Origin of the sequence: Arthrobacter echini (genome assembly GCF_008107445.1) — a bacterium.
Taxonomy (GTDB): domain Bacteria; phylum Actinomycetota; class Actinomycetes; order Actinomycetales; family Micrococcaceae; genus Arthrobacter_D; species Arthrobacter_D echini_A.
This window is the reverse complement of the sequence record NZ_VSLD01000002.1, coordinates 111,612-132,381: the sequence shown is the minus strand read 5'-3', so window position 1 is coordinate 132,381 and position 20,770 is coordinate 111,612. Positions and strand designations below refer to the sequence as shown.

18 protein-coding genes are annotated in these 20,770 nt (G+C 69.3%); 13 read left to right on the top strand and 5 right to left on the bottom strand.

Going from position 1 to position 20,770, the window contains the following annotated elements:
- The first annotated feature begins 176 nt into the window (after positions 1-176).
- From FQ377_RS05230 to holA, 3 genes are all read left to right on the top strand, one after another.
- On the top strand, positions 177-1,007 hold the full coding sequence (locus FQ377_RS05230) for a ComEA family DNA-binding protein (protein ID WP_222861841.1): 831 nt from the start codon (positions 177-179) through the stop codon (positions 1,005-1,007).
- Positions 1,008-1,069: 62 nt separating this feature from the next.
- Positions 1,070-3,742: a ComEC/Rec2 family competence protein gene (locus tag FQ377_RS05225; RefSeq protein WP_148600206.1), complete on the top strand. Its 2,673-nt coding sequence runs from the start codon at positions 1,070-1,072 to the stop codon at positions 3,740-3,742.
- A gap of 29 nt (positions 3,743-3,771) precedes the next feature.
- Positions 3,772-4,788 (top strand): DNA polymerase III subunit delta, encoded by a 1,017-nt coding sequence (holA, locus tag FQ377_RS05220; protein ID WP_262364289.1) that lies wholly within the window; start codon positions 3,772-3,774, stop codon positions 4,786-4,788.
- Positions 4,789-4,897: 109 nt separating this feature from the next.
- Here the strand turns inward: holA and rpsT are convergent, their stop codons facing one another.
- Both rpsT and FQ377_RS05210 read right to left on the bottom strand, forming a co-directional pair.
- Positions 4,898-5,158 carry a 30S ribosomal protein S20 gene (rpsT, locus tag FQ377_RS05215; protein WP_148600205.1) on the bottom strand — a complete coding sequence of 87 codons (261 nt, stop codon included), beginning with the start codon at positions 5,156-5,158 and terminating at the stop codon, positions 4,898-4,900.
- A gap of 204 nt (positions 5,159-5,362) precedes the next feature.
- Positions 5,363-5,929: a type II toxin-antitoxin system PemK/MazF family toxin gene (locus FQ377_RS05210; RefSeq protein WP_262364288.1), complete on the bottom strand. Its 567-nt coding sequence runs from the start codon at positions 5,927-5,929 to the stop codon at positions 5,363-5,365.
- Between the two features lie 184 nt (positions 5,930-6,113).
- Between FQ377_RS05210 and lepA the strand changes: the two genes are divergently transcribed.
- Both lepA and hemW read left to right on the top strand, forming a co-directional pair.
- Positions 6,114-7,967 carry a translation elongation factor 4 gene (gene lepA, locus FQ377_RS05205; RefSeq protein WP_187393262.1) on the top strand — a complete coding sequence of 618 codons (1,854 nt, stop codon included), beginning with the start codon at positions 6,114-6,116 and terminating at the stop codon, positions 7,965-7,967.
- A 30-nt stretch (positions 7,968-7,997) separates the two neighbouring features.
- Positions 7,998-9,227 carry a radical SAM family heme chaperone HemW gene (hemW, locus tag FQ377_RS05200; protein ID WP_148600203.1) on the top strand — a complete coding sequence of 410 codons (1,230 nt, stop codon included), beginning with the start codon at positions 7,998-8,000 and terminating at the stop codon, positions 9,225-9,227.
- 96 nt (positions 9,228-9,323) lie between these two features.
- Here hemW and FQ377_RS05195 read toward each other — a convergent pair whose 3' ends face one another.
- Complete coding sequence (locus FQ377_RS05195; RefSeq protein ID WP_148600202.1) at positions 9,324-9,740, bottom strand: DUF4870 domain-containing protein; 417 nt, start codon at positions 9,738-9,740, stop codon at positions 9,324-9,326.
- 78 nt (positions 9,741-9,818) lie between these two features.
- Complete coding sequence (locus FQ377_RS05190) at positions 9,819-10,670, bottom strand: DUF3097 domain-containing protein (RefSeq protein ID WP_148600201.1); 852 nt, start codon at positions 10,668-10,670, stop codon at positions 9,819-9,821.
- A 172-nt stretch (positions 10,671-10,842) separates the two neighbouring features.
- Here FQ377_RS05190 and hrcA point away from each other — a divergent pair, with 172 nt between their 5' ends.
- The 3 genes from hrcA (at position 10,843) to FQ377_RS05175 (ending at position 13,841) form a co-directional block, all read left to right on the top strand.
- Entirely contained in the window at positions 10,843-11,856 is a 1,014-nt protein-coding gene (hrcA, locus tag FQ377_RS05185; RefSeq protein ID WP_148600200.1) for a heat-inducible transcriptional repressor HrcA, read from the top strand.
- Between the two features lie 81 nt (positions 11,857-11,937).
- Positions 11,938-13,071 (top strand): molecular chaperone DnaJ, encoded by a 1,134-nt coding sequence (gene dnaJ, locus FQ377_RS05180; protein ID WP_148600199.1) that lies wholly within the window; start codon positions 11,938-11,940, stop codon positions 13,069-13,071.
- Positions 13,072-13,073: 2 nt separating this feature from the next.
- Positions 13,074-13,841, top strand: coding sequence for a 16S rRNA (uracil(1498)-N(3))-methyltransferase (locus tag FQ377_RS05175; protein WP_148600198.1), 768 nt, complete (start codon positions 13,074-13,076; stop codon positions 13,839-13,841).
- Positions 13,842-13,887: 46 nt separating this feature from the next.
- On the opposite strand, the gene FQ377_RS05170 is transcribed toward FQ377_RS05175, so the two are convergent.
- On the bottom strand, positions 13,888-14,874 hold the full coding sequence (locus FQ377_RS05170) for a GerMN domain-containing protein (protein ID WP_187393261.1): 987 nt from the start codon (positions 14,872-14,874) through the stop codon (positions 13,888-13,890).
- A 457-nt stretch (positions 14,875-15,331) separates the two neighbouring features.
- Here FQ377_RS05170 and FQ377_RS05165 point away from each other — a divergent pair, with 457 nt between their 5' ends.
- From FQ377_RS05165 to FQ377_RS05145, 5 genes are all read left to right on the top strand, one after another.
- A complete protein-coding gene (locus FQ377_RS05165; RefSeq protein WP_148600196.1) occupies positions 15,332-16,366 on the top strand; it encodes a PhoH family protein in 1,035 nt (344 codons plus the stop codon).
- Complete coding sequence (ybeY, locus tag FQ377_RS05160; protein WP_148600195.1) at positions 16,363-16,836, top strand: rRNA maturation RNase YbeY; 474 nt, start codon at positions 16,363-16,365, stop codon at positions 16,834-16,836. The genes FQ377_RS05165 and ybeY overlap by 4 nt, the downstream gene beginning before the upstream one ends.
- Positions 16,833-18,143, top strand: a complete 1,311-nt coding sequence (locus FQ377_RS05155; protein WP_148600194.1) for a hemolysin family protein — start codon at positions 16,833-16,835, stop codon at positions 18,141-18,143. Before ybeY ends, FQ377_RS05155 begins: the two co-directional genes overlap by 4 nt.
- On the top strand, positions 18,130-19,059 hold the full coding sequence (gene era / locus FQ377_RS05150; RefSeq protein ID WP_148600193.1) for a GTPase Era: 930 nt from the start codon (positions 18,130-18,132) through the stop codon (positions 19,057-19,059). Before FQ377_RS05155 ends, era begins: the two co-directional genes overlap by 14 nt.
- A 131-nt stretch (positions 19,060-19,190) precedes the next feature.
- Positions 19,191-20,759: an LCP family protein gene (locus FQ377_RS05145; protein WP_262364287.1), complete on the top strand. Its 1,569-nt coding sequence runs from the start codon at positions 19,191-19,193 to the stop codon at positions 20,757-20,759.
- The last annotated feature ends 11 nt before the right edge of the window (positions 20,760-20,770 follow it).

Here is a 20,770-nt window from a genome sequence, read left to right as displayed (position 1 = left end):
CCATGGGAACGCATCGATGGCCGACTACGGGGGATCCCCGCCGACCGGACCCCGTACCGGAGGCGGATCCGCCGGCGTCACTACTGCACGCCCGGGCCCGCGCCGCTCCGGGCTCTGTTGATCGGGACTCTCCGGACCACGCCGCTGCCGATCGGGACCCTGCTGACGACGCCACTGTGGACACCAGGACTGCCGACGGCATCACCGGGGGGAGGACCTTCGACCGCGCCGGCCTCCGGTGGCGGGTCGGCCGGTCGGCCGCCCTCGTATTCCTCGGCGTGGCCCTGGCCGTGGGAGCCGCACTGTTCCTCGTCCGCAGCTCCGAGCCGTCCGCCGCTGCCATCTCCGTGGAACTCGACGCCGCCCGCCCCACTGCATCAGGTTCGTCCGCGGCGTCAGCACCGCCGGTCGGGACCCCGCCCCCGGCGGAAGATCCTGTCGGTCCGGGTGCGGGTGGAGGACCGGGGAGCGGCACGGCGGGTGGACCACTGGAGCAGGACGGCGCCGGCACGATCATCGTGTACGTCACCGGGGCGGTCGCCACTCCTGGCGTCGTGACCGTGCGGAACGGGACACGGCTGGGAGAGATCCTCGAGGAGGTGGGGGGAGCACTCCCGGACGCCGACCTGGAGATCGTCAATCTTGCGGCTCCGCCCGTCGACGGCCAGCACATTCACGTCCTCGCAGTCGGGGAGGAACCGAGGATCGGTCCGGGGGAGCACCCGGCGGTACTCGCGTCACCGGGCTCCGGGGCGGGCCCTACGGCGGGCGGTCCTGCCGGCTCCGGTAACGGTCAGGGAGGGGGCCCCGGCGGAGCGATCGACCTCAACACGGCCACGCTCGCGGAGCTCGAAACACTGCCCCGCGTGGGCCCGGTCCTCGGCCAGCGGATCATCGACTGGCGCGAGGACAACGGGCCCTTCCTGCAGGCGGAGGACATCGACGCCGTTCCGGGTATCGGCCCGGCGATGCTCGAGGGTATCCTGCCGCTCGTCTCCGTGCGGTGAGAACCCACCCGTCGCGTCCCCATCCCACGCGACCCGCGGGAGTGCCGCCGGAGGAGGGTGCGGTGCCAGCGGCCGGACGTCCTCCGCGATGGCGCTGGGCGGGAGACGTCCGTCTCGTCCCGGCGGTCGCCGCGGCCTGGCTCGGCGCCATCCTGGCCCTGCGTGGAGAGGCGATCCACGCGACGGCTGCCGGGCTGATCACCGCGGGAGCCGCCGCAGCGCTCGTGGCTCTGGCTCTGCCGGCCCCGGGGGAGGATCGCCGTCCATGGGCCGTCGTGCCGGTGCAGGGCATCGTCCCACTGGCCGCCCTGGCGCTGGTCCTGCTGTCCGCCGGCGGAAGTCTCGCCCGTGCGGAGCACGGGCCGGTGGCCGAAGCCGTCGAGGGGAAGATCCCGCTCGTCGCCCAGCTCCGTGTTTCCGGAGAGCCCGTGGCCGTGGGTCCCGGCTCGTTCGGCGGTGGCGAGCGCTTCATGGTCGAGGCGGAGGTGACCGGGGGGATACTGCGAGGCAGGGCCTTCGCCGCCCGGACGCCGGTCGTGGTCTTCGGCCCGGAACTGTGGGGCACCCTGGGGACGGGGGACACCGTCCGGGCATATGGGACAGTGGCTCCGCCGGACCGGATCGGCCGAGCGGTGGCTGTCTTCGTCCCCGCGGGCGCACCGACGATCGGGAAGGCAGGCGGCTGGCTCGCCTACACCGCGGAACTCAGGCGCGACTTCCGTGACCTCTCGCTGCGCGACCAGCGGGACGGGGGCCTGCTGCCGGGAATGGCTCTCGGCGATCGCACGGGTATGGACCGGACACTCGCCGACGCCATGAGGACCACCGGCCTGACGCATCTCACCGCCGTGAGCGGGGCGAACTGCTCCTACGTGGTGGGGTTCGCCTACCTGGGCCTACGAGGCCTGCGACTACCCCGATTCCTCGCGGCAGCGGGCGCGGTCGTCGCCCTCCTCTGCTTCGTCCTGCTGGTCCGGCCCGAACCGAGCGTGCTCCGTGCCGCGCTCATGGGCACCATCGGCATCATCGCCGTCCTGTCGGGTCGGGGCAGGGTGTCCCTGACCCTCCTGCTGGTCTCGATCATCGTGCTCCTGGCCGCGGATCCCTGGCTCTGCGTGTCCTTCGCCTTCATCCTGTCCGTGCTGGCGACCCTCGGGCTCATCACGGCCGGGCCGATGGTCGTCGCGGTCCTCACGCGGATCATGCCCCGGCTCGTGGCTCAGGTGCTGGCGATACCGCCGACCGCCCAGCTGTTCTGCCTGCCCGTCATCGTCCTGCTCCAGCCCGCCCTGCCGCTGTACTCGCTCCCGGCGAACGTCCTGGCCTCACCCGCTGTGCCGGGCATCACCCTCCTCGGCATGCTCGCGGTCCTGGCGCTCGTCTCCGCGCCGGCGCTCGCCCACCCGCTGATCCTCGCGGCGCAGTGGGGCACGCGGTGGGTGGCAGGCATCGCCGACACGTTCGCCGCGGCACCGGTGGCCTCACTGCCCTGGATGCCGGGCATCGGAGGCACCGCAGTCACTGCCGTCGGCTCCGCCATCGTGGTGCTGGTCATCGCGCGGTCATCGCACCCGCGAGGACACCGCCGCGGGGCGCGGGAGGAGACGACCGACCAGAGTCGGAACGCGGATCAGGGCTCGATGCAGGATCAGATCCCGACGGCGGATCAGAGCTCGAACGTGGACCGGTGCCGGACGCACAAGCCCAGCGCGCGGGGGCTCCCTCCGCCGGACGGGCGATGGCCTCGGTGGCTCGGAGGGAGACCGTCGCGTGCCGTCATCGTGGCGCTTCTGGTCCCGGTGCTCGCTGGGGGAACCTTGCTCGTCGTGTGGGCACCGGCGCCGGCCGAGGATCGGTGGATCATGGCTCTGTGCGACGTCGGGCAGGGCGATGGGATCGTCGTCAGGACCACAGCGGACCACGCTCTGGTTGTCGACGTCGGGCCCGACCCCGACGCGATGGACCACTGCCTGGACCGCCTGGGCATCGGGGTGATCGACGCACTGGTGATCTCTCATCTGCACGAGGACCACTACGGGGGTATCGAGGGTGCGGTCCGCGGACGGACCGTGACTGCGTTGTACTACTCCACGGGGGAGGACGGCCTGCCCCGGGCGGTGACCGAGGCTGCTGCGGACGCGGGCGTGGATGCCACGAGGCTGACCGAGGCCTCGGACCTCGATCTGCCGCCGCTGAGCATCGACGTCCTCCACGCCGGCGGACACGAGGCCGGAGCGGAGGAGAACGATTCGAGTGCGGTGCTCGGGATCCTCGCCCCCGCCCCGGGGCGTCCCCTGAGTGTGCTGCTGATGGGCGATCTCGAGGAAGGAGCCACCGATGTCCTGCTGCGGGAGCACCCCGCGCTGGAGGAGGGCTCCGTGGACGTGCTGAAGATTGCCCACCACGGCGCGCGGAACGGGGGAACCGCGGTCATCGACGCCGTCCGGCCGAGCCTCGCCCTGATCTCCGTGGGACGCGACAACGACTACGGCCACCCGCACCCGGCAACCCTCGAGGCGCTGGGTGCCGACGGAATCGCCGTCGCCCGGACGGACGACCTCGGCTCCTTCAGAGTCGACATCGTGGGCACGAAACTCGAGGTGCGCGCCACAGGTCGAGCCTCCGGCCGCCGCCTGGCAGTCGGAGGCAGAGGCGTCGCGGAGCCATCCCCTGCCGGCCCGACGCACCAGCCCCGGGGCACGGCTTTGAGGCGCGGTGGTGCCGTGCGACAGTAGGTGTTGATCCAACAGAAGGGAGCCGCCTCGTGGCCACACCACCGAAGGGTGCGCGCAGCAGCGGCGGCAGCCGGCAGCCGATCTCCTGGCGCGAGGCGAAGCCGTCAGCCGTCGTCCTCCTGATCGGCCCCGAGGAGTATCTCGCCTCCAGGGCCGCGGAGTCCATCCGCCACCAGGTCCGGGCGGTCCAGCCCGACGCCGAGCTCGTCCGCTTCGACGCCGGAGCCTACGAGGCCGGAGCCCTCGCCCTGCAGACCAGCCCGTCGCTGTTCGGCGACTGGAAGATCATCGAGGCCTCCGGCCTGGCCCAGATGAGCGACGACTTCCTCGTCGACGCGCTCGCCTACCTCACCGATCCGGCGCCCGACGTCGTGTTCGTGCTGAGCCATGCGGGCGGCAACCGCGGCAAGAAGCTGCTCGACGCGGTGAAGGCCATGGGCAGCGCCACGATCGTCGAGTGTTCACCCCTGAAGAAGGACGCCGAGAGAGCGGAGTTCGTCACCACGGAGTTCCGTCTCGCTCGGCGTCGCATCGAACCGGACGCCGTACGGGCCCTCGTCGCTTCCGTCGGATCCAGGCTGGCCGAGCTCGCTGCGGCCTGCCAGCAGCTGATCGCCGACACCTCCGACGAGGTGACCGTGGAACTGATCGAGAAGTACTACGGCGGCAGGATCGAGGCCACCGGCTTCAAGGTGGCCGACGCCGCCCTGGCCGGGCGTACCGCCCAGGCGCTGTCGATGCTCCGCCACGCGCTCGCGACGGGCGCCGACCCGGTGCCGATCGTGGCCGCGCTCGCCATGAAGGTGCGCGCCGTGGCGAAGGTCCACGGTGCCCGGGGGTCCTCGGGTCAGCTGGCCGGGGAACTGGGCATGGCGCCGTGGCAGGTGGACCAGGCGCGCAGGGAAGCCCGGCGCTTCAGCTCGGCAGCGCTCGCACGCAGTATCCGGGCCCTGGCGGACGCGGATGCCCAGGTCAAGGGTGAGGCGCGGGATCCGGTGTATGCGGTGGAGCGGGCTGTCACCGTCATGGCACTCGGCGACGACTGACCGGATCGGGTCTCAGGCAAGTCGATCGATATGTCTCGAATGACTCGGCCCAAACGACGGAGGGCCCCACTCCCTCAGGAGTGGGGCCCTCCGTCCGAGGGTCCGCAGCTCAGAGCGCGTTGACCTTCTTGGAGATGGCAGACTTGCGGTTCGCCGCGTTGTTGCGGTGCAGTACGCCCTTGCTGACGGCCTTGTCCAGCTTGCGGCTGGCGTTCTGCAGGGCCGTGGTGGCGGCGTCCTTGTCCGACCCGGCGATCGCCGTGTTCACGGAGCGGATGGCGGTCTTCAGCTCGGAGTTGATGGAGCTGTTGCGCTGCCTCGCCTTCTCGTTGGTGAGGATGCGCTTCTTCTGGGACTTGATATTTGCCACGTATGAGAACTTTCTTTGTATTGCGGACTGGTCGTGAGGGTAGTTCGGCCGACCGACGACTGAGCGGCGTGGGGATACCGTGTGGAGATCGGCTGAAGTGCCCGAAGACCTGCGCGGACACACAGCTGTACAGACTAGCAGAAATGGGCATCGGGCAGGGTCGGGTGCCGGCCCGGTCCGCCGGAGCGCCCGGTCGGCAGCGGGTCAGCCGAGCAGGTGCTCGGGCACGGAGGCGATGACCCGGCGGAAGCGGTCGACGTCGAGCACGGCACCCTCCCGCCTGATCTCCTCGGAGCCGATGCGCAGCAACCTGTCCACCTTCACCTCGCTGGGCCGTCCCTGCCGGTCCCAGGCACCGATACCGATGTCGACATAGCGGTCGTCATGCTCCAGGGTGTTGTTGCGATCCCGGCTCGTGAGCATCAGCCCGAGCAGGGTCCCGCCGTCGCGGCCCACGAGCAGCACCGGTCGATCCTTGCCCTGGCTCGGGTCGTCCTCGTACGCCACCCAGGTCCAGACGATCTCTCCGGGATCCGGTTCTCCGTCGTGGGAGGGCGAGTACGAGAGCAGCGCCCGCTGCCGTGGGCCGTCCTCGGTCCCGCGCGCCGGGCGGTGACCCGGACGGGGCACGGGTGCGCTCGGCCCGCGGGCTCCGGCGGAGCGCTTCCGCCGGCCGCTGCGGCGCCTGTCGGCATCCGTGGTGCCCGACGCGCTGTCGACCACGCGGATGATGCGGCGTGCCAGGGACAGGAGGGATCCGACGCTTACCATGGCACGGATCGTACCGACCGGCACGGGCCCGACGCCACCCCCCGCCGCATCGTCCGGTACCGGGGCGTTTGCCGCCGCGTGGGACACTGAGGGAAGAGAACTGGTGCGAACCATTGTCGGCCGTCCGAGAGGCAGCGCCGGCACGGCGTCCGCCCTCCCCGTCCCACGAACGTGAGGAACCCACGTGTCACCCATGGCCCGCACCGCCCCGGTGCCCGCCGCCACCGACCCGGCGATCATCAGGAACTTCTGCATCATCGCTCACATCGATCACGGCAAATCCACGTTGGCGGACCGTATGCTCCAGCTCACGGGCGCCGTCGAACAGCGTGACATGAAGGCGCAGTACCTGGACCGCATGGATATCGAGCGGGAACGGGGCATCACCATCAAGTCGCAGGCCGTGCGGCTGCCGTGGGAGGTCGACGGTATCTCCTACGCCCTGAACATGATCGACACACCGGGCCACGTGGACTTCACCTACGAGGTCTCCCGCTCCCTCGCGGCGTGCGAGGGAGCCCTCCTGCTCGTCGACGCGGCGCAGGGCATCGAGGCGCAGACGCTGGCGAACCTGTACCTGGCGATGGAGAACAATCTGACCATCATCCCGGTGCTGAACAAGATCGATCTGCCCGCCGCCCAGCCCGAGAAGTACGCCGCGGAGCTCGCGGGCCTCATCGGCGGGGATCCCGAGGACGTCCTGCAGGTCTCCGGCAAGACCGGCGTGGGCGTCGAGGCCCTGCTGGACAAGATCGTGCGGGAGCTACCCGCCCCCACGGGGGATCCCGACGCACCGGCACGCGCCATGATCTTCGACTCCGTCTATGACACCTACCGCGGTGTTGTCACCTACGTCCGCGTCGTCGACGGGAACCTGCGTCCGCGCGAGCGCATCCAGATGATGTCCACGCGAGCGAGCCACGAACTACTCGAGATCGGGGTCAGCTCACCCGAGCCCAAGCCCTCCAAGGGCCTCGGCGTCGGGGAGGTGGGATACCTGATCACCGGTGTCAAGGACGTCCGGCAGTCGAAGGTCGGTGACACCGTCACCACCCTGGTGAAGCCGGCCGCGGAGTCCCTGGGCGGCTACGAGGATCCCAAGCCCATGGTCTTCTCGGGTCTCTACCCGCTCGACGGCACGGACTATCCGGTGCTGCGCGACGCGCTCGCCAAGTTCACCCTCAACGATGCCGCGCTGGTCTACGAACCGGAGACCAGCGCGGCACTGGGCTTCGGCTTCCGCGTGGGCTTCCTTGGTCTGCTGCATCTGGAGATCACCCGTGAGCGGCTCGAGCGTGAGTACAACCTCGACCTGATCTCGACGGCGCCGAACGTCGAGTACCAGGTGACCCTCGAGGACAAGACCGTGCTGCTGGTGACCAATCCGAGCGAATACCCGGTGGGCAAGATCGCCGAGGTCCGCGAACCCATGGTGTCCGCCACCATCCTCGCCCCCTCCGAGTTCGTGGGTGCCATCATGGAGCTCTGCCAGCAGCGGCGCGGCGTGCTCGGCGGCATGGACTACCTGTCGGAGGACCGGGTGGAGATCAGGTACCGGTTGCCGCTGGCGGAGATCGTCTTCGATTTCTTCGACCTCCTGAAGTCCAAGACGCGCGGCTACGGTTCCCTGGATTGGAAGGCCGACGGCGACCAGGTGTCCGATCTGGTCAAGGTGGACATCCTGCTGCAGGGCGATCAGGTGGACGCCTTCAGCGCCATCACCCACCGGGACAAGGCCTACGCCTACGGCGTCATGATGACCGGCAAGCTGCGCGAGCTCATTCCACGGCAGCAGTTCGAAGTGCCCATCCAGGCCGCGATCGGCGCCCGCATCATCGCCCGTGAGAGCATCAGGGCCATCCGCAAGGACGTGCTCGCCAAGTGCTACGGCGGCGACATCACCCGCAAGCGCAAACTGCTCGAGAAGCAGAAGGAGGGCAAGAAGCGCATGAAGATGGTCGGACGCGTGGAAGTGCCCCAGGAAGCCTTCATCGCCGCTTTGTCCTCCGACGAGTCGAAGGACAAAGCCAGGAAGTGAGAGTACGGTCCGGCTCGCCGGGAGGTCCCGGTGCCTAGCACGCTGCCTCTCGGTCTTCCGGCGCCCGACGACGGCGCCCTGCCGACAGCCGCCGTCGACGGGGCGTCCGCGAGGAACTTCGGTCTCTACGTGCACATCCCGTTCTGCGCGGTTCGCTGCGGCTACTGCGACTTCAACACCTATACGGCCACGGAGCTCGGGGGAGGGGCGTCGCAGGATGCCTACGCCGACTCCGTGCTCGGAGAGCTGGCCCTCGGCGCACGTGTGCTGGCCTCCTCCGGGCTGCCGGAGAGGGCCCTGTCCACCGTGTTCTTCGGCGGGGGCACACCCACGCTGCTCCCGGCGTCGGACCTCGGGACCATCCTGCGCACCGCCACGTCGCTGTGGGGGCTCGCACCCGACGCCGAGGTGACCACGGAGGCGAACCCGGACTCGGTCACGCCGGAGTCCCTGCGGACGTTGCGTGAGGCCGGCTTCACCCGCGTCTCCTTCGGGATGCAATCGGCCGTTCCCCACGTGCTCGCGGTCCTGGACCGCACCCACGCACCCTCCCGCGTACCGCAGGCGGTGGCCTGGGCGAGGGACGCGGGGCTGTCCGTGAGCCTCGATCTCATCTACGGCACGCCGGGGGAGTCCCTCGAGGACTGGCGGACCACTCTGTCCACCGCCCTGTCCTACGAGCCGGACCACATCTCCGCCTATGCCCTGATCATCGAGGAAGGCACCCGCCTGGCCGCACAGATCCGGCGGGGCCAGGTGGCTCCCATCGACGACGACGACCATGCCGACAAGTACGCGCTCGCCGAACAGCTGCTCACCGCAGGTGGCTTCACGTGGTACGAGGTGAGCAACTGGGCCCGGACAGCCGATGACCGGTGCAGGCACAATCTCGCGTACTGGCGCGGTGACGACTGGTGGGGCGCCGGGCCCGGCGCACACTCCCATGTCGGTGGGACCCGCTGGTGGAACGTCAAGCATCCGCGTGCGTACGCGCAGGCGCTGGAGGCGGGCCGTTCGCCGGGCGCCGGTCGCGAGGTCCTGTCGGACGCCGACCGGTCGGTCGAGGACGTCATGCTGCGTGCCCGGCTCCGGGACGGCCTGCCCACCGACCGGCTCACCCCGGGAGGACGGACCGCCGTCGCCGGGCTCATCGCCGACGGACTGATCGAGCCGGCGGCGGCCTTCGACGGCGCCGTGGTGCTCACCTTCAGGGGGCGCCTGCTGGCCGACGCCGTCGTGCGACGTCTCCTTCCCGACTGAGGGGGCACAGCCTTCCCGGCTGAGGCGGCCCAGCCTTTCCGAGAAAGGCGGCGCGGCCGGATGTCAGGGATGCAGAGAGTCGGGAGCTGCAGAGAGTCAGGCGATGAGGCGCAGGTTCAGGGCGTAGCGATAGGGCTTGCCCCGATTGACCTGGATACCCGCGTGGACGGAGAGCAGGGTGATGGTGAGCCAGATCAGTGCATTGAGGACCGCGAACACCGCGCCGATCAGAGGGATGAGTGAGAGCAGCCAGGCGAGGAGCGCGAGGACGGTCGGGGGCAGCGTGAAGTTCAGCGCTTCCTTCGACTCCTGTGCGGTGAAGGGGCCCCGGTTCCTGAAGATCAGGTAGATCAGCAGGGACGGGATGAAGCCGAGGATGCCACCGAAGTGTGCGAGGGTGGCGAACTGCCGGTCCTCCGACGCCGTCAGCGGAGGGGCGTGGGCCGGCGTCCCCTCGAACGCGGGCTCCGAGGTGCCCTGCCCGTGCTGCGGGTTCTCGGCGGTGTTGGACAACGTGCTTCCTTTGCTGGCGGGCGGACCAGGGACTCCGCCTTCTGGGTCAAGGATACGTGCTGGTCGGTTCGTGGCGGCTCAGGCCTGGTCCGGGGTGGCGGTGAGGAAGTCGATGACTTCCTCGATGCGACCGAGCAGTGAGGGTTCAAGGTCCGCATAGCTGGTGACCGAGCCGAGGATGCGCTTCCACCCGTGCGCGACGGCGGCCTGGTCGTGGTGGGCCCAGCCGAGACCCGCGAGGATGCCGGTCTTCCAGTCCTGCCCACGCGGCACCACGGGCCAGGCCGTGAGGCCGAGCACGCCTGGTTTCACCGCCTGCCAGACGTCCACATACGGATGCCCCACGATCAGGACGTTTTCCCGGGCCCCGGATACGGTCATGGCCTGCCGGGCGATCCGCGACTCCTTGGTGCCCGGGAGCAGGTGGTCGACGACGATGCCGAGTCTGCGCCCCGGCCCGGGTGCGAAGGACCGGATGGCACCCTCGAGGTCGTCCACACCGTGCAGCGGCTCGACGACGATCCCCTCCAGCCGCAGGTCGTCGCCCCAGACCTTCTCGACGAGTTCGGCGTCGTGCTGCCCCTCCACCCAGATCCTGCTGGCCAGGGCGGTCCGCGCCCTCGAGTTCTCCACCCGCACCGAGCCGGAGGCCGTCCGGGTGGACGCAGGCTTCGTCGCGGCGGCGGGCGCGACGACGTGCACCGGGACACCCTCGAGCAGGAATCCGTGGCCCAGGCGGAAGGTCCGCTGCTTGCCGCGCCGGTCCTCGAGGACCATGACGTGCAGGCCGCCCGACTTCTCCACCCGCAGCACCGCCCCGACGAAGCCGCTCTGGACGTCCTCGAGGACCATCCGGCGCTCGACGGGCACGTCGCGGAGCTGCACCCGTGCCGGTGCGGAGAGGTCCTGTGCGCCCCAGCCGTAGTCCATCCCTGACCTGTCCTCCAGACAACGGTCCGGGCGGATGCCGGCACCGGTGTCCAATGCTAACAATCGGCCGGATCGTATTAGACTTGGCACTTGGGCGTGTCGAGTGCTAACCGCTCGGGCCGCCCGCGTCGCGAGCCCACGACAGAGGAACAGACCCGGAGGTGACCAGAGGATGAGTGAACCACGCCGCCTGGAGGTTCTCCGGGCGATCGTCGAGGACTATGTCCATTCGCGCGAGCCGGTCGGGTCCAAGGCACTTGTGGACCGGCACCAGCTCGGCGTCTCCTCGGCCACGATCCGCAACGACATGGCGGTCCTGGAGGAGGAGGGGCTCATCGCGGCCCCCCACACCAGCTCGGGCCGCATCCCCACGGACAAGGGGTACCGGCTCTTCGTGGACCGGATCTCCGAGGTGAAGCCTTTGTCGGCGGCGGAGAAGAATGCCATCCAGTCGCTCCTCGACGGAGCCGAGGACCTCGACGACGTCATGGCCAGGACGGTCCGGCTGCTCGCGCAACTGACCAATCAGGTGGCCGTGGTCCAGTTCCCCCGCGCCCAGGGCGCATCGGTCCGTCACGTCGAGTGCGTGCTGGTGGCACCGCAGCAGGTCCTGATGGTCCTGATCGCCACCAACGGCAGCGTGCAGCAGCGCGTGGTGTGGATGCCGATGGAGATCCGTGAAGCGGAGCTCTCAGAGCTCAAACAGCGCCTGCAGTCCGCGGTGTCCGGCCTGAAACTCTCAGCCCTGCCCGCGGCCCTCGACGCTGTCCTCCCGCAGCTCCCTCCGGCACTGAGGGCCCACGGGGGTACCATGGCCGGAGCGCTGGGGCAGCTCGCCGATCTCGGGCGGGACGATCGCATCGTGCTCGCCGGCACCGCCAATCTTGCCCGGTTCACGGGGGATTTCCCGCTCAGCATCGGTCCGGTCCTGGAGGCACTCGAGGAGCAGGTGGTGATGCTGCGCCTCCTGTCCGAGATGGAGTTCGACGCGCGCGGCATCTCGGTACGGATCGGCAGCGAGAATCCCTACGGCGGGCTCTCGGAGGCCTCGGTGGTGGCCACGGGATACGGTCCCGACGCCGGCGCACGGCTCGGGGTGCTCGGGCCCACCAGGATGGACTACCCCACGACGATGGCGGCGGTGCGCGCCGTCGCGCGTTACGTCTCGCGGGTACTCGAGGAGTAGGCCGTATCAGGGCGGTCCTCCGGAAGACGGTACGACCGCGTTCAGCAGACAACAGTTCTCAACAGGAAGTGATGTGCACGAGTGAGTAATCACTATGAGGTCCTCGGTGTGGCGCAGGGTGCGACCGGGGAAGAGATCAAGAAGGCGTACCGCAAACTGGCCAGGAAGCTCCACCCGGATGTGAACACCGGGGACGACGCCGCCGAGGAGTTCAAGCTCGTGACCCGCGCCTACGAGGTCCTGTCGGACCCGCAGAAACGGCGCGTGTACGACACGACCGGCAACGAGAACGGCACCGACACCGGGTACGGCGCCGGCTACTCCGGCTCCGGCTTCGCCTTCCAGGACATCTTCGAGACGTTCTTCGGGGGTAATGGTGGGCAGCAGGCCGGCACCCCGTCAAGGACCCGGCGCGGCCAGGACGCACTGATCAACGTGCGGATCGACCTGAAGGACGCCGTCTTCGGCTCGAACAAGAAGATCGAGGTGGACACGGCAGAGGTGTGTCCCACCTGCGACGGCACCTGCTGCCAGCCGGGCACCACAGTGCGCACGTGCGACATCTGCGGCGGCTCGGGTCAGGTCCAGCGTGCCGTACGTTCCATCCTCGGCCAGGTCATGACCAGCGCACCCTGCGGCACCTGCCAGGGATACGGCACCGTCATCCCCCACCCGTGCCACGAGTGCAGCGGGGAGGGCCGCGTCCGTGCTCGCCGGACCCTGACCATCAAGGTTCCCGCCGGTGTCGGAACGGGCACGCGCATCCAGCTCGCCGGACAGGGTGAGGCCGGGGTGGCCGGGGGTCCGCAGGGCGATCTGTACGTGGAGATCCGCGTCAACACGGACTCCACCTATCTGCGCGACGGCGACGATCTCCACGTCACCCTGAGTGTCCCCATGACGGCCGCCGCCCTCGGCACGACCGTCCGCCTGGACACCTTCGACGGCGATCAGGAGCTGTCGATCAAACCGGGCACGCAGTCCGGGGAGATCCTGACCCTCAGGAACCTCGGCGTCACGCACCTGAGGAACCAGGGCAGGGGAGATCTCCGGGTCCACCTGAACGTGGAGACGCCCCGCAATGTCGATCCGCAGCAGGAGGAGCTCCTGCGCCAGCTCGCCGAACTGCGCAGCGAGGAGTACACCGACGGGCAGCTGGCCAGCAACGGTTCGGGCGTCTTCGCCCGCCTGCGGGAGCGACTCGGGAACCGCTGACCGTGACGCGGCCCCTCTTCTTCGCCCCGCGGGACGCCGTCCGGGCTGTTGTGCCCGGTGAGCTCTTCGTCCTCGACGGCGAGGAGGGCCGCCATGCGGCCACGGTGCGCCGACTCGGGCCGGGGGAGCGGGTCGACATCTCCGACGGCACCGGCTACCGCATCAGCGGCAGTGTCACTGCCGTCGGAGCAGGAACACTCGAGATCGGGATCGACTGTGCCGGGCAGGATCCGGAGCCCGGGCAGCGCCTCGTCCTGGTCCAGGCCCTCGCGAAGGGCGGGCGCGACGAGCAGGCCGTCGAGGCAGCGACCGAGCTCGGTGTGGACGCGGTGGTCCCGTGGCACGCCGAGCGCAGCATTGTCCGCTGGCGCGGCGAGAAGACGGAGAAGGGGCGCCTGAAGTGGCAGTCGCTCGTCGCGGCGGCGGCCAAGCAGTCCCGCCGGTCCTTCGTCCCGGAGGTCCATGCACTCGTCGACACCCCGGGGCTCGTACGCTGGGCCTCCGGGCTCGACCACGTAATCGTCCTCCACGAGGACGCCACCTCCTCGCTCGCGAAGAGCATCTCCGTCCTGCGGGATACCGGCATGTTCGAGAACCCGTCCGCCACCGCCGTGGTGGTGGGGCCCGAGGGCGGGATCAGCGCGGCGGAGCTGCACTCCCTGCAGGCCGCGGGGGCCACAGCAGCCAGGCTCGGTCCACATGTCCTGCGGTCCTCGTCGGCGGGCCCCGCGGCCCTCGTCCTCCTGAACCACATGCTCGGACGCTGGTAGGTCGGCTCGCGTCCGCCCAACCGCGACGGTGCGGCTCTACCGCCGACTATCCGACGACGACGGTGGACGAATCCGCCGCAGCCCGGCCCTCGAAGGGAACAGAGACCGTGATCTGGTAGCGGCCTGGGGGAAGCTCGACGGAGAAGGAATAGGTGCCCGCCGCGCCGTCCCCGCCGATGCCCACCACTCCCTCGCCGACGGGGTGTCCGGGGTCCGGGCGGCCCTTCTTCAGGGGGAGGATGCTCCAGGTCGCCGTCGTCCGTGGTGCCGAGGCGACCCCGTGGACCGTCAGGACGCCGGCGTCGAGCCCCACACCCTCCTGCGGGTCGATGATCCACACCGGCGCGAGGACGGAGGCGTCGCGCGACCACTCGCCCCCGAGATCGACGGAGCCGAAGGCCCGGTAGTCGGCGGTGGCGTCCACGAGGACGATCACCGAGCTCGACTCGCCTCCCCGGATCAGTCCGGCATCCGAGGCCGCCGCCGTCGCGGTGTAGATCAGCTGCTGCACGGCGAGAAGCGCGTCCTCCTCGCCGAGCTGCCCGTCGAAGGCGTCCGAGGAGATATCGAGGGTGATGACATTGTCCGTGGAGATCGAGGAGCTCACCTCAGAAGCAGGGCTCCACGGAGAGCGGTAGTCCGGGTCGAGGGGATCCTCCGAGGTCATGAGGTGCACGGCGTCCGAGATGGCGTCGCCGGAGGCACCGGCGGGTGATCTGCGGAACTCCCTGAACAGGCGGTCGACGCCACCGGTCTCGCCCACCCAGTAGACCGGGACCAGCGAACCCGCCTGCCCTACGGGGGAGGGAGCAGGGTCCACGCTCCGGGCCGCGCCGGCCGACGACGTCGTTCCGGCACCGGACGTCGGGTCCGGCGTGGGTGCCGTGGTCAGATCCGTGGTCATCGCCGTACCGTCGACCGGGCCGATGGTGGGAGCAACGAAGACCGTACCGGCGACGAGGACCGCGCCCGTGATGAGCAGGATGCCCCCGAGACCGAGTCTCTTCGTCCGGAGGGGATCGGGCTCACTCATACCTGCCCCTTTCCTTCGGGCGCAACGCGGTTCGGTCGACGGGACGCGGCAGGTGCCGGTGTCCCTGCTGAGGACAGGGTGACCCGGAGAGCTGAGCGGCTGCTGGAGGCGCATCACGCAGGAGCGGTTTCGCCCGATCCCCAGGGTCCGTCTCAGCTTGGCACAGGCGGAACCGCCCCCGGACGCCGATTGCCGCGATGTCGGCGATGTGCAACCTGATCGATACGAATTCGTCACCGCTTCGCGATGCGCCCTGTCCGTCATCGCCCGCCGTCCGGGCCGGGCGGCGGTCCACCGGATCCCCTGCTGCCGCCGCAGGCCCATGCCGTAACATTGTGCTGTGCGCGCTGTACGACTGTCCTGGTGATCTCGGGCCCATCGACGCGGAGCGGACGCAGCACCATCCACCAGTGCAACTACTCGTACGAGGGGCGATCAGAGGCCGGACGGCCGAACTATGAGCGAATCTTCATCAGGCATCAACACCGCAGGGCTGGACACGAGGACGTTCGTCTTCGACTCCACGGAGCAGATGGTACAGGCGCTCGGATCCAACGACGAGGCTCTCCGCCTGATCGAGGACTCCTTCCCCGGCGTCGGGCTCCAGGCCCGCGGCAATGAGCTGACCATCACCGGCCCGTCGGCGGATGTGCTGCGGACGGAGCGCCTGATCGGGGAGATTCAAACCATGGCCAGCAACAACGCCACGGTGACCCCCCAGGTCCTAGGGCAGCTCGTCACCATGCTCAAGACCCAGAGCGCCGTCCGGCCGGCGGACGTCCTGTCGGTGAACATCCTGTCCTCGCGGGGGCGGACCATCCGCCCGAAGACGCAGAACCAGGGCTCCTACGTCGATGCGATCGACAGCAACACCATCGTCTTCGGGATCGGCCCGGCCGGCACCGGTAAGACGTACCTCGCGATGGCCAAGGCCGTCCAGGCGCTGCAGCACAAGGAGGTCAACCGGATCATCCTCACGCGTCCGGCCGTCGAGGCGGGGGAGCGCCTGGGCTTCCTGCCGGGGTCGCTCAACGACAAGATCGACCCGTACCTCCGTCCGCTCTACGACGCGCTCCACGACATGATGGATCCGGACAGCATTCCTCGTCTCATGGCAGCGGGGACCATCGAGGTGGCGCCCCTGGCGTACATGCGCGGCCGGACCCTCAACGATGCGTTCATCATCCTCGACGAGGCACAGAACACGACGCCGGAGCAGATGAAGATGTTCCTGACGCGCCTCGGCTTCGGGTCGAAGATGGTTGTCACGGGCGATGTCACCCAGGTGGACCTGCCCAGCGGAACGAGCTCCGGTCTGCGGATCGTGCGGGACATCCTCCACGACATCGACGACGTCCACTTCAGTGAACTCGATGCCTCCGATGTCGTGCGTCACCGGCTGGTCGGCGACATCGTCGCGGCCTACGGGGTGTGGGACGAGGAGCAGCGGGCCGGGCACCACCGGATCATGCGGACGGCGGCCGGGCGATGAGCGTCGAGGTCAACAACGAGACGGACCACGACGTCGACGCCGAGTCCCTCGTCCGCCTCTCCACGTTCCTGTTCGAGTCCCTCTTCCTCCACCCCGAGGCCGAGCTGTCGATCATCCTGGTGGACACCGCCGCCATGGAGAAACTGCACGTGGAGTGGATGGACGAGCCGGGGCCCACCGATGTCCTCTCCTTCCCGATGGACGAGTTGCGCCCGGGAGCGCCCGGACAGGTGACACCGGCCGGGCTGCTGGGCGATATCGTCCTGTGCCCCGAGGTCGCCGCGGCCCAGGGTGCCGCTGCAGGCCACGGGACCGACGATGAGCTCCTCCTGCTCACCACCCACGGCGTCCTCCACCTGCTGGGCTACGACCACGCCGAGCCCGCGGAGGAGAAGGAGATGTTCGATCTCCAGCGTCAGCTGCTGTCCGAGTTCCTCGGCGGCCGGGCGCCGAAGGAGACCCGCGCTTGACCATCTGGCTCCTCGCACTCCTGGGCCTGCTCTTCACCCTGACGGCTGCGCTGGTCACGGCTGCCGAGGCGGCCTTCGTCTATCTCCCGCGCCAGGAAGGTGTTGCCCTCGTCGAGGAGTCGGGCAGGTCCTCCCTGCGACGGATCCTCGACGCCCCGATCGCCCACATGCACGCGCTGCGATTCTGGCGCGTGTGGTTCGAGATGGCCGGCGCCGTCGCCGTCGCGATCCTGTTCCACGACCTGCTGGACAACATCTGGCTCGCAGGGCTCCTGGCCACCGCTGTGATGGCGCTGGTCGGCTTCGCGATCGTGGGCATCTCACCGCGTCAGCTCGGCCGGGTGCACGCGGCCACGGTGGTCCGCCTGACCGGCGGTCCCGTCGCCGTGCTCGCCGCCGTCCTCGGCCCCATCCCGCGGTGGCTGGTGCGCGTCGGCAGTTCCGTCACACCCGGTGCGGCACGGGACGAGGCGGCTTTCTTCACGCAGGAGGAGTTCCGGGAGCTGCTCTCACGGGCCTCGGACGCGGAGATGATCGAGGACAACGAGGCGGAGTTGATCCACTCCGTGTTCGAACTCGGCGACACCAAGGTCCGCTCCGTCATGGTCCCGCGCACCGACATGCTCACCATCGACTCCGGATCGACGCTCAGCGAGGCCATGCCCCTGTTCCTCCGCTCCGGCTATTCCCGGATCCCCGTGATCGGGGAGAGTTCCGACGACATCAAGGGCCTGCTGTACCTCAAGGACGTCGTCGCCGATCTCCACGGGCGCCCGGCGTCGAACCTCTCCCGATCGGTCGACGTCGTGGCCCGGCCGGCGCGGTTCGTGCCGGAGTCCAAGGCCGTCGGTGACCTCCTGCGAGAACTGCAGCGCGAGTCCACGCACGTCGCGATCGTCATCGACGAGTACGGCGGCACAGCCGGACTCGTGACACTCGAGGATCTCATCGAGGAGATCGTGGGGGAGATCGTCGACGAGTACGATTCGGAGGTCCCTGAGCAGGAGCCGCTCGACGACGCGGGTTTCCGGGTCAGCGCACGCATGGGGATCGACGACCTCGGAGAACTGTTCGGCCTCGATCTCGACGACGAGGAGGTGGACACGGTGGGCGGACTGCTCGCCAAGACCCTCGGCAGGGTGCCGATCGTGGGATCAGAGGTCACAATTGACGGTATCGGGCTGCGGGCGGAGCGCGTGGAAGGCCGACGGAACCGGGTCTCCCACGTCGTCGCCTACCGCCTCCCTCCGGAAGAATCCGAGCACGCCGAGCGAGAAGAAGCAGAGGCAGACCATGAGCGACGCTGAGTACCGGGCCGGATTCGTCTCGCTCGTCGGACGGCCCAACGCGGGCAAGTCCACCCTGACCAACGCACTGGTGGGGCAGAAGGTCGCCATCACGTCGGCGAAGCCCCAGACCACGCGCCACACCATCCGAGGCATCGTCAATCGCGAGGACTGCCAGCTGATCCTCGTCGACACACCGGGCCTGCACCGCCCGCGCACCCTGCTGGGGCAGCGGCTCAACGATCTCGTCGCTGACACCCTCGCCGAGGTCGACGCCGTCGGGTTCTGCCTGCCGGCCAACGAGAAGATCGGGCCGGGTGACCGCTTCATCGCGGAGCAGCTCGCCCGGCTTCACCGGAAGCCGGTGATCGCCGTGGTGACGAAGACCGATCTCGTGGACCGCCAGGCGCTGACGGAACAGCTCCTCGCCGTCGCGAAGCTCGGAACGGATGTGGCAGGACCCGACGGCTGGGCCGACATCGTGCCGGTCTCCGCCACGGGTGGGGTCCAGGTGGACACCGTGGCAGAGGTGTTCAGCACGTTCATGCCCGTTTCACCCATGCTCTATCCGGACGGCGAGCTGACCGACGAGCCCGAGGCCGTCATGGTGGCCGAGCTCGTCCGCGAGGCGGCCCTCGAGGGCGTGCGCGACGAGCTGCCCCACTCGCTCGCCGTGGTCGTCGAGGAGATGATCCAGCGGGAGGGGCGCAGCGAGGACAACCCGATGCTCGACGTGCACGTCAATCTCTACGTGGAGCGGCCGTCGCAGAAGGCGATCATCATCGGCAAGGGCGGAGCGAGGCTCCGGGACGTGGGGATCGTCGCGCGCCGTGGGATCGAGGCCCTGCTCGGAACCAGGATCTACCTCGATCTGCACGTGAAGGTCGCGAAGGATTGGCAGCGGGACCCCAAGCAGCTCGTGAAGCTCGGATTCTGACGCCCTCGCGGGCACACCGTGCGCTCCTCTCGATAACGGGAACCGGAGCGCACCCGTGTCCTTGCATCCGCCCGGGCATGACGGCGGTAACGTTCACACGATCCACCACCCTCCAGTGAAGGAGCACGGGCATGACCGGCCAATCGCCCCCCGACGGCGCGGACGCCCTCGGCGACCCCGCAGTCGGAGCAGGGGCGTCGGGCGGAGCACCTTCCGTCGGTCGGCACCTGCGGCACGAGGGGACTCACGGGGGTCTGCGCCTGACCGCGATCGTGCTGGCCGCCGTGCTGCTCGCAGCCATGGCCTTCGTCGCCATCCAGGTCATCCGGCTGCAGTCCAACGTCCTGACCTCGCCCCTGAATCTTGGCGAGGGGCAGGAATCGGCCCTCCCGGTCGACTCCAGTAAGGATCCGCTCCAGATCCTCGTCCTCGGCACCGACACCCGCACGGGCAACGGCGGCGACTTCATCGGCGGCGAGGACCTCTCCTCGGGCGAGGGCAACTCCGACGTCATGATGCTGGTGGCGCTCTCCGCCGACCGCGAGGACGTCACGGTCGTGTCCTTCCCCCGCGATCTGCTCGTGCCTCTGCCTCGGTGCATCAGCCCGGACACGGACGAGGTGTCGCAGGCCGTTCAGCTGGGACAACTCAACGGGGCGCTCAAGGAGGGCGGCCCGGGATGCACCGTCGCCGCCATCAACGACCTCACGGGCCTGTCGATCGATCACTTCATGATGGCCGACTTCAATGCGGTGAAGGAGCTCTCCTCGACCCTCGGTGGTGTGGAGGTCTGCGTGGAGGAACCGGTCGACGACGAGTACTCCGGGCTGAGCCTGCCCGCCGGGACGAGCGAGGTGGAGGGAGACCAGGCCCTGGCATTCCTGCGCACCCGGTACAGTTTCGGCGACGGGGGAGATGCAGGACGGATCGCAGCCCAGCAGTCGTTCCTGGCGTCCATGGCCCGCAAGGTACAGGCCGAGGGAACCCTGACGAACCTGCCGAAGCTCTACTCCATCGCCGAGGTCGTCACGCGGAACCTGACCGTCAACGAGGAACTCTCCAAACCCGCCGAGCTGCTGAAGATCGCCGACCGACTGAAGGACGTGGATCTGGGGAAGATCGCATTCGTGACGGTGCCCACGGAGCCATGGGTCGAGGACCCCAACCGGCTGGTCCTCGACGAAGTGCGGGCGGAGCCGCTCTTCCAGGCACTCCGGCAGGACCGCGGGCTGTCCGAGAAGGAGCCCGTCACCGAGCCGTCGGAGACCGCCCCCACCGGAGGAACTCCGGCACCATCGGGGCAGGCGCCGACCACCGAGGCGGCGGAGGTCCCGGCGATCGATCCCGCGAGCATCCCCGTGCTCGTCCTCAACGCCACGAACGACCCTGATCGCGGTGGCGAGGTGCAGGAGCTGCTCCTCGACACCGGGTACACGCAGGCCGTCCCGCTGGACGCCGAGCAGGCAGAAAAGACACAGATCCTCTTCGGCACCGGGTACGACGCCGCCGCAGCCGATCTCGCCGAGCGCTTCGGGGTCCCGGCAGTCCGGGTCCTGTTCAGCGGGACAGCCACCGGACTGCAGCTGGTCGTCGGCGTCGATCTCGCCACGGGTACCAGGATCGCCCGGCCGCCGCTCTCCAGCGAACTCGACGGCCAGACGGCCGAACAGAAGACCTGCCAGGCGTCGTCCGGCCTGTAGGACGAACCGGC

Excerpts from the sequence above, each read along its gene's own strand:
- FQ377_RS05210 (WP_262364288.1), bottom strand. The coding sequence starts at position 5,929 with ATGGTAAGCGTCGGATCCCTCCTGTCCCTGGCACGCCGCATCATCCGC.
- FQ377_RS05190 (WP_148600201.1), bottom strand. The coding sequence starts at position 10,670 with ATGGACTACGGCTGGGGCGCACAGGACCTCTCCGCACCGGCACGGGTG.
- hrcA (WP_148600200.1), top strand. The coding sequence starts at position 10,843 with ATGAGTGAACCACGCCGCCTGGAGGTTCTCCGGGCGATCGTCGAGGAC.
- FQ377_RS05170 (WP_187393261.1), bottom strand. The coding sequence starts at position 14,874 with ATGAGTGAGCCCGATCCCCTCCGGACGAAGAGACTCGGTCTCGGGGGC.
- FQ377_RS05165 (WP_148600196.1), top strand. The coding sequence starts at position 15,332 with ATGAGCGAATCTTCATCAGGCATCAACACCGCAGGGCTGGACACGAGG.
- ybeY (WP_148600195.1), top strand. The coding sequence starts at position 16,363 with ATGAGCGTCGAGGTCAACAACGAGACGGACCACGACGTCGACGCCGAG.
- era (WP_148600193.1), top strand. The coding sequence starts at position 18,130 with ATGAGCGACGCTGAGTACCGGGCCGGATTCGTCTCGCTCGTCGGACGG.
- FQ377_RS05145 (WP_262364287.1), top strand. The coding sequence starts at position 19,191 with ATGACCGGCCAATCGCCCCCCGACGGCGCGGACGCCCTCGGCGACCCC.